The organism is Burkholderia sp. 22088 (assembly GCF_052045915.1).
GTDB classification, from domain to species: Bacteria; Pseudomonadota; Gammaproteobacteria; order Burkholderiales; family Burkholderiaceae; genus Burkholderia; species Burkholderia cepacia.
On sequence record NZ_JBQEPY010000001.1, the window covers coordinates 324842 to 339717 of the forward strand.

A 14876-nucleotide genomic window follows, 5' to 3' on the forward strand; every position below is an offset into this window, starting at 1 on the left:
CGATGGATTTTTCGCTGCTGCTCGCCAATCTGCCGTACCTGCTCGTCGGCGCATTCCCGGAGGGGCCGCTCGGCGGCGCCGCGCTGTCGCTGCTGCTCGCGATCGCGTCTGCCGTTGCATCGGCCGTGCTCGGCATCGCGCTCGGCGTTGCCATGGCGCTCGCGCGCGGCCCCGCGCGCGTGCTGCTGCTCGCGTTCATCGGCTTCTTCCGCGCGATTCCCGTGCTGATGCTGATTTTCTGGACCTACTTCCTGATGCCCGTGCTGCTGCACATGGACGTGCCGGGGCTCGCGACGGTCGTGTGCGCGCTCGCGCTGATCGGCGGCGCGTATCTCGCGCACGCGGTGCATGCGGGCATCGTCGCGGCCGGCGACGGGCAATGGCAGGCCGGGCTGTCGCTCGGTCTCACGCGCTGGCAGACGGTGCGCTACGTGCTGCTGCCGCAGGCGATCCGGATCATGACGCCGTCGTTCATCAATCAGTGGGTCGCGCTCGTGAAGGACACGTCGCTCGCCTATATCGTCGGCGTGCCTGAACTGTCGTTCGTCGCGACGCAGGTGAACAACCGGCTGATGGTGTATCCGGCGCAGATCTTCCTGTTCGTCGCGCTGATCTACCTGGTGCTGTGTACGTCGCTCGACGGCGCGGCACGCTGGCTGTTGTCACGCCGCCCGCGCGCGCAACGCGCCGCGGACGCGGCGGCCGAGTACACGGAACCGGCGCGGTAACGGCGAGCCGCGGCCGCATCGACGTGCCGGTGAGGCGGCAGTGTCGCGGAATCTTCGCGGCGGACAACGCGCCGGGCTGGTCGGGCCCGGCGGGCAGCACACACAAGGAAGGGGGAGGGGCGGCCGCGCGCCGCTGTTCGTCGAGCGACGGCGGGCGGCCGGTGCGTCACGACGCGGCGTAGTGCGTATTGAAGACCGCGCGCAGCGTCGACGTGTCGGTCGCGAAATCGCCCCACAGCGGCCCGTCGTTCTGCGCGAACGCGAACGGCGCCGTATTGATCGACGCGAGACGGAAGCGCCATTGCGCCGCTTCCTGGCGGAATGCGGTGAGCTGCATGTCGGACAGCGCCGTCTGCGCGCTCGCGAGCGTGACGAGCGGGTCGACCGGGTTGTTCGCGACCCGCACCTCGAAGTGCAGGTGCGGGCCCGTCGCGGCGCCGGTCATCCCGACCGAGCCGATGCGCTGGCCCTGCTTCACGGTTTCGCCCGTCTTGAGACCGTGCGCGAACGCCGACAGGTGCGCGTAATAGGTCGAGTAACCGTCGGCGTGATCGACGATCACGTAGCGGCCGTAGCCGCCCGGATCGGTGCCGACGAACGACACGACGCCGTCGGCCGCCGCGTCGACGGGCGTGCCGGTCGGCGCGGCGAGATCGACGCCCGTGTGGAATGCCATCGCCTGCGACAGCGGATGGACGCGCTCGCCGAAGAACGAGCTGATGCGCGTCCATTTGACCGGCATCGTGAATGCGGCGGCTTCGAGCGGCGAGCCGTCGAGCGCGTAGTACGCGCCGTGCTCGGCGCCCGGCGCGCGGAACCAGATCGCGCCGAACGTGCGGCCCGCGACGCGCAGCTCGAGCGCGGTAAGGCGCGGCGTGCCGTCGTTCGTATCGAACGCGACGCGGTAGTAGTCGCCGCGTTGCGCGCTCGCGCGCATCGCGACCTTGCCGCTGACGAGATCGCCGAGCTGGATGCGCACCTCGGGCGGCACGTCGAGACGGTTCAGGGTATCGGACAGCGTGAGCTCGATGTCGCCCGCGCGCATGCCGTGCCGGTTTTCGGGGGCCGCGAACTGGAACAGGTTCGCATAACCGAGCATGTCGTTGCGGTGCGCGCTGAGCGGTGCGAACAGGCCCGGCTGCTGGCTGCGGTCGCGGTGTTCGTCGGAATCGTTGCGCTCGCCGATCGTGCGGGCGAGCTCGCTCGTCACGAAATGCTGCGCGGTGGGAAACGGCGTGTCGGACAGCACGCGCTGCGGCAGCGCGGCCGTGCCCGAGTCGACGGCGCCCGGCAGTTGCGACACGGCCGGCAGCGCGGCGAGGCCGAGTGCGGCGAGGGCGCCGAGCACGGCGGCCGGCACGAGCGCGCGCACGACGCGCTGCGCGCGGCCGGGCGCGAAAGCATCAGGGGTAGCGGCAGACTTGACCAAGGTGTCCACATCCAGGAAAGCGGTTCAAAGGGGTGTGGGCAGGGGCCGCCGGCGGCACATCCGTCGGGCGGCGACGGGGGCGGGCGGCGGGCGTGCAACAAAACAGGCCCCGCCAGGGGCCTGTGTCGTTTCCGTTCGACCCAACGCGCGGGGCGGGCCCGCTTCGAACGGCGGCGTGCATACCGGGTCGAACCCGGTTATCACGAAGACGCTAAAGAAAGATGACAGCGCCAGTCTACCGGTGTTCCGCGCAACGTTAAAAATTTTAAAGAGGGTCAGCTCATTCGTTTCGCAGTGCGGTAAATCGGGTTAAATCAGCATTTATTACGACAAATTTCGTCAGTCCGGCAATTTGTGCGCGCGGCCGCGCAACGCGGCGGACGTGCGCACGGTGTCGAAGCCGGCGTCGAGCATGGCCTCGGCGTCGTTCCACAGGTTGCCGCGCAGCCGGTTGGTCCAGATCATCGACGCGAACACGCCTTCGAGCAGCGACACGAGATAGACGGCGGCCAGGTGCACGTCGAGATCGGCGGCGAGTTCACCGGCCGCGATCGCGCGGCGCAGCAGCGCCTTCGTGATCCGCAGCATCTGCAATTCGAGCAACATGCGGCGGCGCTGCAGCGCGCCGTTTTCCTCGCTCTGCTCGCACTTCGTATAGAGGATCACGAGCACGCGCTGCATCGGGCCCGGCTCGCCGCATTCCTGCAGATAGTGCGAGGCGGCGCGCCGCAGCGTGGCGAGCGGCGGCAGCCCGTCGCCCGCGTCGAAGCCTTCCGACGTGCGCGCGAACGCGCGGTCGCACATCGCCAGACACACTTCCATCTTGTTGCGGTAGTGGCCGTAGACGGCGCCGCGCGACATCCCGGCGGCCTCGGCGAGATCCGCCATCGCGGTTTGCGCGACACCTTTCTCGAGCAGCACGAGTTCGGCGGCGTCGAGGATCCGGTGCTTGATGGCGAGCGATTCTTCGCGGGTCTTGCGGGCCATGTCCTGAAATTCCTTACAGTTCGCTGTCGTTTTATTGAGACAGTGTGACGGTCAGATTGAAGTGGCGTGTATTTAATCAGTCGTGACTGATTATAATCGGCCACCCTGAGCCGCCGCATTGTATCGGCGGCGAACGATCCGAGGTCACATATGAATAACAATCGCTCCCTGTTGCGCCACCGGCTGGCGCCGTTCGCGCTGGCGGCCGTGCTGGCCCTGGCCGGATGTGGAAAGGGCGACAAGGACACCGCGCCGGAGGCCGCGAAACAGGCGACGGTCGTGACGGTGCGTCCGACGGCCGTGCCGATGACCGTCGAATTGCCGGGCCGGCTCGATGCATATCGGCAGGCGGAAGTGCGCGCGCGGGTCGCGGGCATCGTGACCGCACGCACCTACGAGGAAGGCCAGGAAGTGAAGCAGGGCGCGGTGCTGTTCCGCATCGATCCCGCGCCGCTGAAGGCCGCGCGCGACGCCGCGCAGGGGGCGCTCGCGAAGGCGCAGGCTGCCGCGCTCGCGGCGAGCGACAAGCGCCGCCGTTACGACGATCTCGTGCGCGATCGCGCGGTGAGCGAGCGCGACCACACCGAGGCCGTTGCAGGCGACACGCAGGCGAAGGCCGACGTTGCGTCCGCGAAGGCGGAACTCGCACGGGCGCAGTTGCAGCTCGACTATGCGACGGTCACCGCGCCGATCGCGGGCCGCGCACGGCGCGCGCTCGTGACCGAGGGTGCGCTCGTCGGCCAGGACCAGGCGACACCGCTCACGACCGTCGAGCAGCTCGACCCGATCTACGTGAACTTCTCGCAGCCGGCCGCCGACGTCGACGCGTTGCGCCGGGCGGTGAAGAGCGGGCGCGCGACGGGTATCGCGCAGCACGACATCACGGTGACGCTGCTGCGCGCCGACGGCACCGCGTATCCGCTGAAGGGCAAGCTGCTGTTCAGCGATCTCGCGGTCGATCCGACCACCGACACCGTCGCGATGCGCGCGCTGTTCCCGAATCCGGAGCGCGAACTGCTGCCGGGCGCGTACGTGCGGATCGCGCTCGACACGGCGGTCGACCAGCGGGCGATCCTCGTGCCGCGCGATGCGCTGCTGCGCACGGCCGACCGCACGTCGGTGCGCGTGGTCGGCACGAACGGCAAGGTCAAGGACGTCGAGGTCGCCGCCGACCAGATGAGCGGCCACGACTGGCGCATCACGCGCGGCCTCGCGGGCGGCGAGCGCGTGATCGTCGACGATGCCGCGCAGTTCGCGCCCGATACGGCCGTCAAGCCCGTCGAGAAGGCGCCGCCGTCGAAAGCGGCGCCGGCAGCGGCCGCTTCGCAGGCGGCCGCCCGTCAAACCTGACCGGTTAACACCACACCACCATGGCACGTTTCTTCATCGATCGCCCCGTCTTCGCGTGGGTGATCGCAATCTTCATCATGCTGGGCGGCGCATTCGCGATCCGCTCGCTGCCCGTTGCGCAGTACCCGGACATCGCGCCGCCCGTCGTCAGCATCTATGCGACGTACCCGGGCGCATCCGCGCAGGTCGTCGAGGAATCGGTGACCGCGCTGATCGAGCGCGAAATGAACGGCGCGCCGGGGCTGATGTATACGTCCGCGACGAGCAGCGCCGGCGCGGCGTCGCTGTACCTGACGTTCAAGCAGGGCGTCAACGCCGATCTCGCGGCCGTCGAAGTGCAGAACCGGCTGAAGACGGTCGATGCGCGGCTGCCGGAACCGGTGCGGCGCGACGGCATCCAGGTCGAGAAGGCCGCCGACAACATCCAGCTCGTGGTGTCGCTGACATCCGACGACGGGCGGATGACGGACGTGCAGCTCGGCGAATATGCGTCGGCGAACGTCGTGCAGGCGCTGCGCCGTGTCGACGGCGTCGGCCGGGTGCAGTTCTGGGGCGCCGAATATGCGATGCGGATCTGGCCCGACCCGGTGAAGATGGCCGGGCACGGCCTCACCGCGTCGGATATCGCGTCGGCGGTGCGCGCGCACAACGCACGCGTGACGATCGGCGACATCGGCCGCACCGCGGTGCCGGCCAGCGCACCGATCGCGGCGACCGTGTTCGCCGATGCGCCGCTGAAGACGCCGGCCGAGTTCGGCGCGATCGCGCTGCGCACGCAGGCCGACGGCTCCGCGCTGTATCTGCGCGACGTCGCGCGCGTCGAGTTCGGCGGCAACGACTACAACTACCCGTCGTACGTGAACGGCAAGGTCGCGACCGGGATGGGCATCAAGCTCGCGCCGGGCTCGAACGCGGTATCCACCGAGAAGCGCGTGCGCGCGACGATGGACGAGCTGTCCGCGTATTTCCCGCCGGGCGTGAAGTACCAGATCCCGTACGAGACGTCGTCGTTCGTGCGCGTGTCGATGAACAAGGTTGTCACGACGCTGATCGAGGCCGGCGTGCTCGTGTTCCTCGTGATGTTCCTGTTCATGCAGAACCTGCGCGCGACGCTGATCCCGACGCTCGTCGTGCCGGTCGCGCTCGCGGGCACGTTCGGCGTGATGTATGCGGCCGGCTTCTCGATCAACGTGCTGACGATGTTCGGGATGGTGCTCGCGATCGGCATCCTCGTCGACGACGCGATCGTCGTGGTCGAGAACGTCGAGCGGCTGATGGTCGAGGAGGGGCTCGGGCCGTACGACGCGACCGTCAAGGCGATGAAGCAGATCAGCGGCGCGATCGTCGGCATCACCGTGGTGCTGACGTCGGTGTTCGTGCCGATGGCGTTCTTCGGCGGCGCGGTGGGCAACATCTACCGGCAGTTCGCGCTGTCGCTCGCGGTGTCGATCGGTTTCTCGGCCTTCCTCGCGCTGTCGCTCACGCCCGCGCTGTGCGCGACGCTGCTCAGGCCCGTGTCCGGCGAACATCACGAGAAGCGCGGCTTCTTCGGCTGGTTCAACCGCTTCGTCGCGCGTTCGACGCAGCGCTACGCGACGCGCGTGGGCAAGATGCTGAAGAAGCCGGTGCGCTGGCTCGTCGTGTACGGCGCGCTGACCGCGGCCGCGGGGCTGATGCTCACGCAACTGCCGACCGCGTTCCTGCCGGACGAGGACCAGGGCAACTTCATGGTGATGGTGATCCGGCCGCAAGGCACGCCGCTCGCGGAAACGATGCAGAGCGTGCGGGAAGTCGAGTCGTACATCCGCCACGACGAGCCGGCCGCGTATACGTTCGCGCTCGGCGGCTTCAACCTGTACGGCGAAGGGCCGAACGGCGGGATGATCTTCGTCACGCTGAAGAACTGGAAGGAGCGCAAGGCCGCGGACGCGCACGTGCAGGCGATCGTCGCGCGCATCAACGAGCGCTTCGCGGGCACGCCGAACACGACGGTGTTCGCGATGAACTCGCCGGCGCTGCCCGATCTCGGCTCGTCGAGCGGTTTCGACTTCCGGCTGCAGAACCGCGGCGGACTCGACTACGCGACGTTCAGCGCCGCGCGCGAGCAGCTGCTCGGGGCGGGCCGCAAGGATCCCGCGTTGACCGACCTGATGTTCGCCGGCACGCAGGACGCGCCGCAGCTGAAGCTCGACATCGATCGCGCGAAGGCGTCCGCGCTCGGCGTGTCCATGGATGAGATCAACACGACCCTCGCGGTGATGTTCGGCTCCGACTATATCGGCGACTTCATGCACGGCACGCAGGTGCGGCGCGTGATCGTGCAGGCCGACGGGCTGCACCGGCTCGATCCGGACGACGTGAAGAAGCTGCGCGTGCGCAACTCGCATGGCGAGATGGTGCCGCTTGCGGCGTTCACGACGCTGCACTGGACGCTCGGGCCGCCGCAGCTCACGCGCTACAACGGCTTTCCGTCGTTCACGATCAACGGCTCGGCCGCGCAGGGCCACAGCAGCGGCGAGGCGATGGCCGCGATCGAGCAACTCGCGGCGAAGCTGCCGGCCGGCACCGGCTATGCGTGGTCGGGGCAGTCGTTCGAGGAGCGGCTGTCGGGCGCGCAGGCGCCGATGCTGTTCGCGCTGTCGGTGCTCGTCGTGTTCCTCGCGCTGGCTGCGCTCTACGAGAGCTGGTCGATTCCGTTCGCGGTGATGCTGGTCGTGCCGCTCGGCTTGATCGGCGCGGTGCTCGGCGTCACGCTGCGGATGATGCCGAACGACATCTACTTCAAGGTGGGGCTGATCGCGACGATCGGATTGTCCGCGAAGAACGCGATCCTGATCGTCGAAGTCGCGAAGGACCTGGTCGCGCAGCGCATGTCGCTCGTCGACGCCGCGCTCGAGGCCGCGCGCCTGCGGCTGCGGCCGATCGTGATGACGTCGCTCGCGTTCGGCGTCGGCGTGCTGCCGCTCGCGTTCGCGTCGGGCGCGGCGTCCGGCGCGCAGATGGCGATCGGCACCGGCGTGCTCGGCGGCGTGATCACGGCGACCGTGCTCGCGGTGTTCCTCGTTCCGCTGTTTTTCGTGATCGTCGGCCGCCTGTTCGACGTCGGCCCGCGCCGGCGCGGCGGAGCGCAGCCGGCGGCGATGGAGGGTTCTCAATGATGTTTGCGCTGAATGCACAGGCAGCGCTGCGGGTTCAGGTTGCGCTGGCCGCCGCGCTCGCGCTGGCCGGCTGCACGCTCGCACCGCGTTACGAGCGGCCGGCGGCGCCCGTGCCGGCGACCTATGCGCCGGTCGACGGCAGTGCCGCGCCGGCGGCGGCCGCGGCATCGCCCGCCGATGCCGCGTTGCTCGACGACTGGCGCACGTACTTCACCGATGCCGCGCTGCAGGCGTGGATCGACGCGGCGCTCGCGAACAACCGCGACCTTCGGGTCGCCGCCGGCCGGCTCGAGGAAGCGCGCGCACTGTACGGCGTGCAGCGCGCGGACCTGATGCCGTCGGTCGATGCGAATCTGGGTTATGAGCGTGCGCGCCAGTACGACCCGGTCGTGCGCGAAAGCGCGATCAGCGGGCTGTATCGTGCGGGCGTCGGTGTCAGCGCGTACGAGCTCGACCTGTTCGGCCGCGTGCGCAGCCTGTCAGACGCGGCACTCGCCGAGTATTTCGCGACGGCCGACGCGCAACGCACGGTGCGCATCGGCGTGATCGCCGACGTGGCGGGCGCGTACGTGTCGGAGCGCTCGCTGCACGAGCAGCTCGCGCTGGCGCAGCGCACGCTGGACGCGCGCGAACGCATGGCCGCGCTCACGCAGCGTCGTTATGCGGCCGGCACGAGCGACGCGATCGAGCTGCGCTCGGCCGAGATGCTGGTGGCATCCGCGCGCGCATCGCAGGCCGCGCTGCAGCGCGAGCATGCGCAGTCGGTGCGGGCGCTGCAGTTGCTCGCGGGCGACTTCGCGCGCAACGTGCCCGGCGACACGACCGCGCTCGACGGGCTGTCGATCGCGCCCGTGGCGCCCGGCGCACCGAGTGCGCTGCTCGAACGGCGGCCGGACATCCGGCAGGCGGAGGCGCGGCTGAAGGCCGCCAACGCGCAGATCGGCGCCGCGCGCGCGGCATTCTTTCCGCGCATCACGCTGACGAGCGACTACGGCTCGGTCAGCGATGCGTTCTCGAGCCTGTTTGCCGGCGGCACCAGCGTGTGGACGTTCGCGCCGCGCATCACGTTGCCGATCTTCGCGGGCGGACGCAACCGCGCAAACCTCGACGTCGCGAACGCGCGCAAGCACATCGCGGTGGCCGATTACGAGAAGACGGTGCAAACCGCGTTCCGCGAAGTGGCCGACGCATTCGCCGCGCGCGACTGGATCGATCGCCAGCTCGCCGCGCAGCAGGACGTGTATGCGGCCGACGGCGCGCGGCTGAAGCTCGCGGAACGCCGCTACGCGGGCGGCGTCGCGACGTATCTCGAACTCCTCGACGCGCAGCGCAGCACGTACGAGTCGGGGCAGGAACTGATCCGGCTCAAGCAGCTCAGGCTCGCGAATGCGATCGCGCTGTACCGCGCGCTCGGCGGCGGCTGGTCGCCGGCGTCGGCGGAGGCCGCGGCTTCCGCGTAATGCCCGTCGCCTGACGCCGCAGCGCGTCGGGCGGCATGACGGCGGCGGTACGTTTCGACGTGCTGCCGCCGCTTCCTTCGATCCATACCGCTGGTTCCAGCGATATCTTTTCCCATCGACAGGCCGGCCGGGACGTTTTTCATCCTGCGGCAACGCACGCGTGCGCGTTGCGGAACAGCCGTCGTCTTGCGACCGCTCGTGTCGCAATTCCGCGCAAACGTGTGCGGGTCATTTTGCCTTCTTTCTCCCATGCGATGCGGTCCCGATGTCGGGTTCCGGCGACCGCTCATGCGTGCGATTTACGATCCGGAATTGACAAACGAATTAATCCTATATCGGAAATAATGAGGGCGGCAAAGTGTCGCGGTAAAACGTTTGTATTCATGTCGCAATCGTTTGCGCGAAAAAATTGCATTGATTGAATCGCCGGTTAATTTCCTGTTTGTTGAAAATGATTTGATATTGGCGTTGTCGTCGGACAACGATGGCGGCTCTGGACAATGTTTTGTCCTTTTCGAGGATGATTTGCCGGAGCCAATGCCAGAAAGGGTGTGCGGGGAGGTTGTGGCTATCGATCGAAAATATCCTTAATCTTCAATTGTTTCCGAAGAATAAAAAAGGACTGCGGATAAAAATTCCGGGATTGAAAATTGACGAGAAATAGTGCGGATCTAGAGGGGTAAATCGAACATTGTCAGATGCATTTGACAATGATTTACAGAAAACTTTCACGATTATCTCGATAATGCCGCCTCGTGACGGACGGGAGCCACCACGCGCTACCGTTTGAGTCCGCCACGTCATCTATTCCATTTGCAGTCCTTTCGGGAAACGTCATGAAAAAATCCATCCTGACCGCTGTCGCATTCGCGGCCCTGTCGACCTCGGCCTTCGCAGCGGGCACCGGCACGATCAACTTCACGGGCGAGATCGTCGCGGGCGCATGCGGCATCGATTCGGGCTCGGTCAACCAGACCGTGAACCTCGGCAAGGTGCCGACCAACGTGTTCAAGCAAGCTGGCGACAAGTCCACGCCGACCAACTTCGACATCAAGCTGACCGACTGCGACACGAGCGTCGCGCAGAACGCGTACTTCACGTTCACGGGTACGTCGAGCGCGGGCCAGCCGAAGCTGCTCGCCACGATCGGTTCGGCAACCAACGTCGGCATCCGCCTGCAGGCAGCGTCGGGCGAATACCTCGACAACGGCGCCGAGCAGAAGGCACCGACCGTGCTGCAAAACGGCACGAACGTCGCACGCTTCGCGGCCATGTACGAAGCGACCGCAGCCGGCGTGACGCCGGGTACCGCCGAAGGCGTGGCGAACTTCACCGTCCGCTACCAGTAAGCCGCTGTACCGGGGAAGGGTGCGCGCACCCTTCCTCGTTCGTATTTCCTCATTTCCCCCTTCGTTGGACTTCCGGTAGCGCCGCGTGCGAATCAGACATTCCTTCCTTTGCGTCTCCGTGCTGGTTGTCGGCAGCCAGAGCCATGCGACGGAATTCAATTCGTCGTTCCTGAGCATCGACGGCTCGAACAACGTCGATCTGTCGCAGTTCTCGCAGGCGGACTTCACGCTGCCCGGCGAGTACATGCTCGACGTACAGGTCAACGACCTGTTCTACGGGCTGCAGGCGATCGAGTTCATCGCCGTCGACGCGTCGGGGGCCGGCAAACCGTGCCTGCGCCCGGAACTTGTCGCGCAGTTCGGGCTGAAGCCGTCGCTCGCGAAGGACCTGCCGCGCTTCCAGGGCGGACGTTGCGTCGATCTCGGCGCGATCGAGGGGGCGACCGTGCGCTACCTGAAAAGCGACGGGCGGCTCAAGATCACGATTCCGCAGGCTGCGCTCGAGTTCAACGATACGACCTACCTGCCGCCGGAGCGCTGGTCGGAAGGGATCCCCGGCGCGATGCTCGACTATCGCGTGATCGCGAACACGAACCGCAACTTCGGCACGGGTGGCGGGCAAACGAATTCGATCCAGGCCTACGGGACGGTTGGCGCGAACTGGGATGCATGGCGCTTTCGCGGCGACTACCAGGCGCAATCGAACGTGGGCAATACGGCCTACGCGGACCGCACGTTCCGCTTCAGCCGGCTTTATGCATTTCGCGCGCTGCCGTCGATCCAGTCGACGGTGACGTTCGGCGACGACTACCTGACGTCCGACATTTTCGACACGTTCGCGCTGACGGGCGCGTCGATCCGCAGCGACGACCGCATGCTGCCGCCTTCGCTGCGCGGCTATGCGCCGCTGATCTCGGGCGTCGCGCGCACCAACGCGACCGTGACCGTGTCCCAGGCGGGCCGCGTGTTGTACGTGACGCGCGTGTCGCCGGGCGCCTTCGCGCTGCAGAACATCAATACGAGCGTGCAGGGCACGCTCGACGTTGCAGTCGAGGAAGAGGACGGCAGCGTGCAGCGCTTCCAGGTGACGACGGCCGCCGTGCCGTTCCTCGCGCGCGCCGGGCAACTGCGCTACAAGGCCGCCGTCGGCAAGCCGCGGCTCTTTGGCGGCGCCGGCATCACGCCGTTCTTCGGCTTCGGTGAAATCGCCTACGGCCTGCCGTTCGACGTCACCGCGTATGGCGGTTTCATCGCCGCGTCGGGCTACACGTCGATCGCGCTCGGCGTGGGCCGCGACTTCGGCGCGTTCGGCGCGCTGTCGGCCGACGTCACGCACGCGCGGGCACGCCTGTGGTGGAGCGGCGCGACGCGCAACGGCAACTCGTACCGCATCAACTATTCGAAGCACTTCGACGGGCTCGATGCCGACGTGCGTTTCTTCGGTTATCGCTTCTCCGAGCGCGAATACACGAACTTCGCGCAGTTCTCGGGCGACCCGACCGCGTACGGCCTCGCCAACAGCAAGCAGCGCTACTCGGCGACGCTGTCGAAGCGTTTCGGCGACACGTCGACTTATTTCTCGTACGACCAGACGACCTACTGGGAACGTGCGAACGAGCAGCGCGTCGGCCTCACGCTGACGCGCGCGTTCTCGATCGGCACGCTGCGCAACCTGAACGTGAGCGTATCGGCCTTCCGCACGCAGAGCGCCGGTGCGAGCGGCAACCAGGTCTCGGTCACCGCGACGCTGCCGATCGGCGGCCGCCACACCGTCACGTCGAACCTGACGACGGGCAGCGGCAGCACGAGCGTGAACGCCGGCTATATCTACGACGATCCGGATGGCCGCACCTACCAGGTCAACGCGGGCGCGACCGACGGACGGGCGTCGGCGAACGCGAGCTACCGCCAGCGCTCGTCGGCGTATCAGCTGACCGCGCAGGCGTCGACGCTCGCCAATGCGTATGCGGCCGCGTCGCTCGAAGTCGACGGCTCGTTTGTCGCGACGCAATACGGCGTCGCGGCGCACGCGAACGGCAACGCGGGCGACACGCGGTTGCTGGTGTCGACCGACGGCGTGCCCGACGTGCCGCTGTCCGGCACGCTCTCGCACACCGATTCGCGCGGTTATACGGTGCTCGACGGCATCTCGCCGTACAACGTCTACGACGCGACGGTCAACGTCGAGAAGCTGCCGCTCGAGGTGCAGGTGTCGAACCCGATCCAGCGCATGGTGCTGACCGACGGCGCGATCGGCTTCGTGAAGTTCTCAGCCGCGCGCGGCAGCAACCTGTACCTGACACTGACCGACCCGGTCGGCAAGCCGCTGCCGTTCGGCGCATCGGTGCAGGACATGGCGAACGGCAAGGAACTCGGCATCGTCGGCGAGGGCGGCGCGGCGTTCCTGACCCAGGTTCAACCGAAATCCACGCTGGCGGTGCGCGCGGGCGAACGCACGCTCTGCACGATCGACACGCTGCCGAACCAGCTCCAACTCGAAGGCACGCCGATTCCGGTGACGTGCCAGACGCCCGGCGAGTCGCATGCAGCGGCCGCACGGGTCGAACGATGAATTCACGGATCCAGCGATGAAAAACTCCTTCTCCCTTTCCTTTTCGCTGCGCGCATGGTGCGTGCTCGCGACCGCCGGTGCGCTCCTCGCGGGCGCCGCGCAGGCGGCGATCGTGCCCGATCGCACGCGCGTGATCTTCAACGAAGGCGAACAGGCGGCGGTCGTCACGATCACCAACAAGAGCACGACGTACCCGTATCTCGTGCAGTCGTGGCTCGAGGACGCGAAGGGCAACAAGATCACGTCGCCGCTGATGGTCGTGCCGCCGCTGCAGCGCGTCGAGGCGAACGAGCGCAACGTGCTGCGGATCGCGAAGCTGCCGGGCACCGAGCTGCCGGCCGATCGCGAATCGGTGTTCTACCTGAACATCCGCGAAGTGCCGCCGAAGACCGATACGCCGAACACGCTGCAGATCGCGCTGCATACGCAGATGAAGCTGTTCTACCGGCCGAAGGCCGTGCAGCCCGCGCGCGACGAGGACTGGACGCTGCCGATGACGTTGCGCGTCGATGCGGCCGCGCACAAGCTCGTGTTCGACAATCCGACGCCGTATCACATCACGATCGTCGACGTGGCGGCGGGTGTGCAGAAGACGCACGTGCCGCTGGAGCCGGTGATGGTCAGCCCGATGAGCACGGCCGACGTGCCGTTCAAGGCCGCGACGCCCGCGACGCTGTTCGTCACGCACATCGACGATTACGGCGGCCAGGTGGCGGTCGAGTATGCGTGCGAGGCCGGTGCTTGCAAGAGCGTGAAGAAATGAGCGGGGGCGGACGACAGGCCCCCCGCATGTTGACGATGGCGTCGTGGCTGCGCCTGGCGATCTTCGCGGTGCTGGTCGCCGCCATGCAGCCGGCGTTTGCCGTACGCTGCGTGACCAGCAGCGGTGCGACGTCGATGACGGAATCGATCGGCGGTGTCGCCTCCTATCCGACCGACGCACCTGACGGCTACGTGATCTGGGTGTCGCCGGTTCGCACGACGACGGGGTATTGCTTCAAGGATCTGGGCGGCAAGGGCAACATCGACATCGACGATCCGATCTCCTTCTACGCGAATCCGAACAAGCAGAACCCGGCTGCCTGGGGGCTCGAAATCGGCATCCGGTACCTGGGACAGGACCACTTTGGCGCGGGGAGTCAGCCTGGCACCGGCGTGGCGACGGGCAAGACGGTACCGGCGTGCAGTGACGAAAAACTGGCATGGGGCCAATGCCCGAAGGTGCCTATCGACATTTCCTATCAGGTGGTCGTCCGCAAGCGCGGCTCGTGGACGCAACCGCCGAGCGACATCTACACGGTATTCCAGTTCGACGGAGCGAAGGGGCTGAATGCGATCCACCCGAGCTTCCAGTACCGCCTGAGCGGCATGCGCAATCTCAAGCCGACACCGTGCTTCGTCGACGTGCTGGTGACGCCCGAACCGGGCATCGTCAATTTCGGGCAGGTACAGTCGGTCGGCAATGGCTTTCTACCGGCGGTGCCGCGCAAACGCTTCTCGTTGTCGCTGACCAAGAAATGCAATGTCGCGGTGAAGGTCGATGGGTACTTCGAAACGAGCTTTCCGGTTCGGAACGGTTTGCTGGTGCCCGCGTCGGACAGCAATTTCGGTATCGGCATCGAAGACAGCCAGGGTAAGGCGATTCCATTCAACGAACAGTTCACGCTCGCGCAATTCCCGTCGAACGTCATGAACCAGAGCGTATTGATGGACGCGGTGCTGAAGTCGTTCGGACCACCGAAGATCGGAAGGTTCGACGCAACGGCGACGATCCGCCTGTTTATTTACTGACGCGCGCGAGGCCCTGGCAGGGCGACGATCGAGCGCTTATTGGGGGAGATGA

Annotated in this window: 10 protein-coding genes; 8 read left to right on the top strand and 2 right to left on the bottom strand. The window is 67.0% G+C overall.

Translation table 11 applies throughout. The annotated features are described in order from the left end of the window. Positions 1 to 2 precede the first annotated feature (2 nt). Entirely contained in the window at positions 3 to 728 is a 726-nt protein-coding gene (locus ACTJLD_RS01680; protein WP_322072658.1) for an amino acid ABC transporter permease, read from the top strand. Between the two features lie 166 nt (positions 729 to 894). On the opposite strand, the gene ACTJLD_RS01685 is transcribed toward ACTJLD_RS01680, so the two are convergent. Both ACTJLD_RS01685 and ACTJLD_RS01690 read right to left on the bottom strand, forming a co-directional pair. After that, positions 895 to 2157, bottom strand: a complete 1263-nt coding sequence (locus ACTJLD_RS01685) for a M23 family metallopeptidase (protein ID WP_321918299.1) — start codon at positions 2155 to 2157, stop codon at positions 895 to 897. 339 nt (positions 2158 to 2496) lie between these two features. Then, the gene (locus ACTJLD_RS01690) at positions 2497 to 3144 is read right to left on the bottom strand and encodes a TetR family transcriptional regulator (RefSeq protein ID WP_027787459.1); all 648 of its coding nucleotides are present in this window, start codon (positions 3142 to 3144) and stop codon (positions 2497 to 2499) included. A gap of 150 nt (positions 3145 to 3294) precedes the next feature. On the opposite strand from ACTJLD_RS01690, the gene ACTJLD_RS01695 reads away from it, so the two are divergent. The 7 genes from ACTJLD_RS01695 to ACTJLD_RS01725 all read left to right on the top strand — a co-directional run bounded on the left by ACTJLD_RS01695 (position 3295) and on the right by ACTJLD_RS01725 (position 14824). Then, positions 3295 to 4494, top strand: a complete 1200-nt coding sequence (locus ACTJLD_RS01695) for a MexX/AxyX family multidrug efflux RND transporter periplasmic adaptor subunit (RefSeq protein WP_124816595.1) — start codon at positions 3295 to 3297, stop codon at positions 4492 to 4494. 20 nt (positions 4495 to 4514) lie between these two features. After that, the gene (locus ACTJLD_RS01700) at positions 4515 to 7652 is read left to right on the top strand and encodes a multidrug efflux RND transporter permease subunit (RefSeq protein ID WP_440657796.1); all 3138 of its coding nucleotides are present in this window, start codon (positions 4515 to 4517) and stop codon (positions 7650 to 7652) included. Next, on the top strand, positions 7652 to 9112 hold the full coding sequence (locus ACTJLD_RS01705) for an efflux transporter outer membrane subunit (RefSeq protein WP_060205625.1): 1461 nt from the start codon (positions 7652 to 7654) through the stop codon (positions 9110 to 9112). Before ACTJLD_RS01700 ends, ACTJLD_RS01705 begins: the two co-directional genes overlap by 1 nt. A gap of 836 nt (positions 9113 to 9948) precedes the next feature. Further along, complete coding sequence (locus ACTJLD_RS01710; RefSeq protein ID WP_021163594.1) at positions 9949 to 10461, top strand: fimbrial protein; 513 nt, start codon at positions 9949 to 9951, stop codon at positions 10459 to 10461. Between the two features lie 118 nt (positions 10462 to 10579). Further along, positions 10580 to 13033: a fimbria/pilus outer membrane usher protein gene (locus ACTJLD_RS01715; protein WP_134257840.1), complete on the top strand. Its 2454-nt coding sequence runs from the start codon at positions 10580 to 10582 to the stop codon at positions 13031 to 13033. 16 nt (positions 13034 to 13049) lie between these two features. Next, positions 13050 to 13796 (top strand): fimbrial biogenesis chaperone, encoded by a 747-nt coding sequence (locus ACTJLD_RS01720; RefSeq protein ID WP_440657797.1) that lies wholly within the window; start codon positions 13050 to 13052, stop codon positions 13794 to 13796. Further along, entirely contained in the window at positions 13793 to 14824 is a 1032-nt protein-coding gene (locus ACTJLD_RS01725) for a fimbrial protein (RefSeq protein ID WP_027787452.1), read from the top strand. Before ACTJLD_RS01720 ends, ACTJLD_RS01725 begins: the two co-directional genes overlap by 4 nt. Positions 14825 to 14876 lie beyond the last annotated feature (52 nt).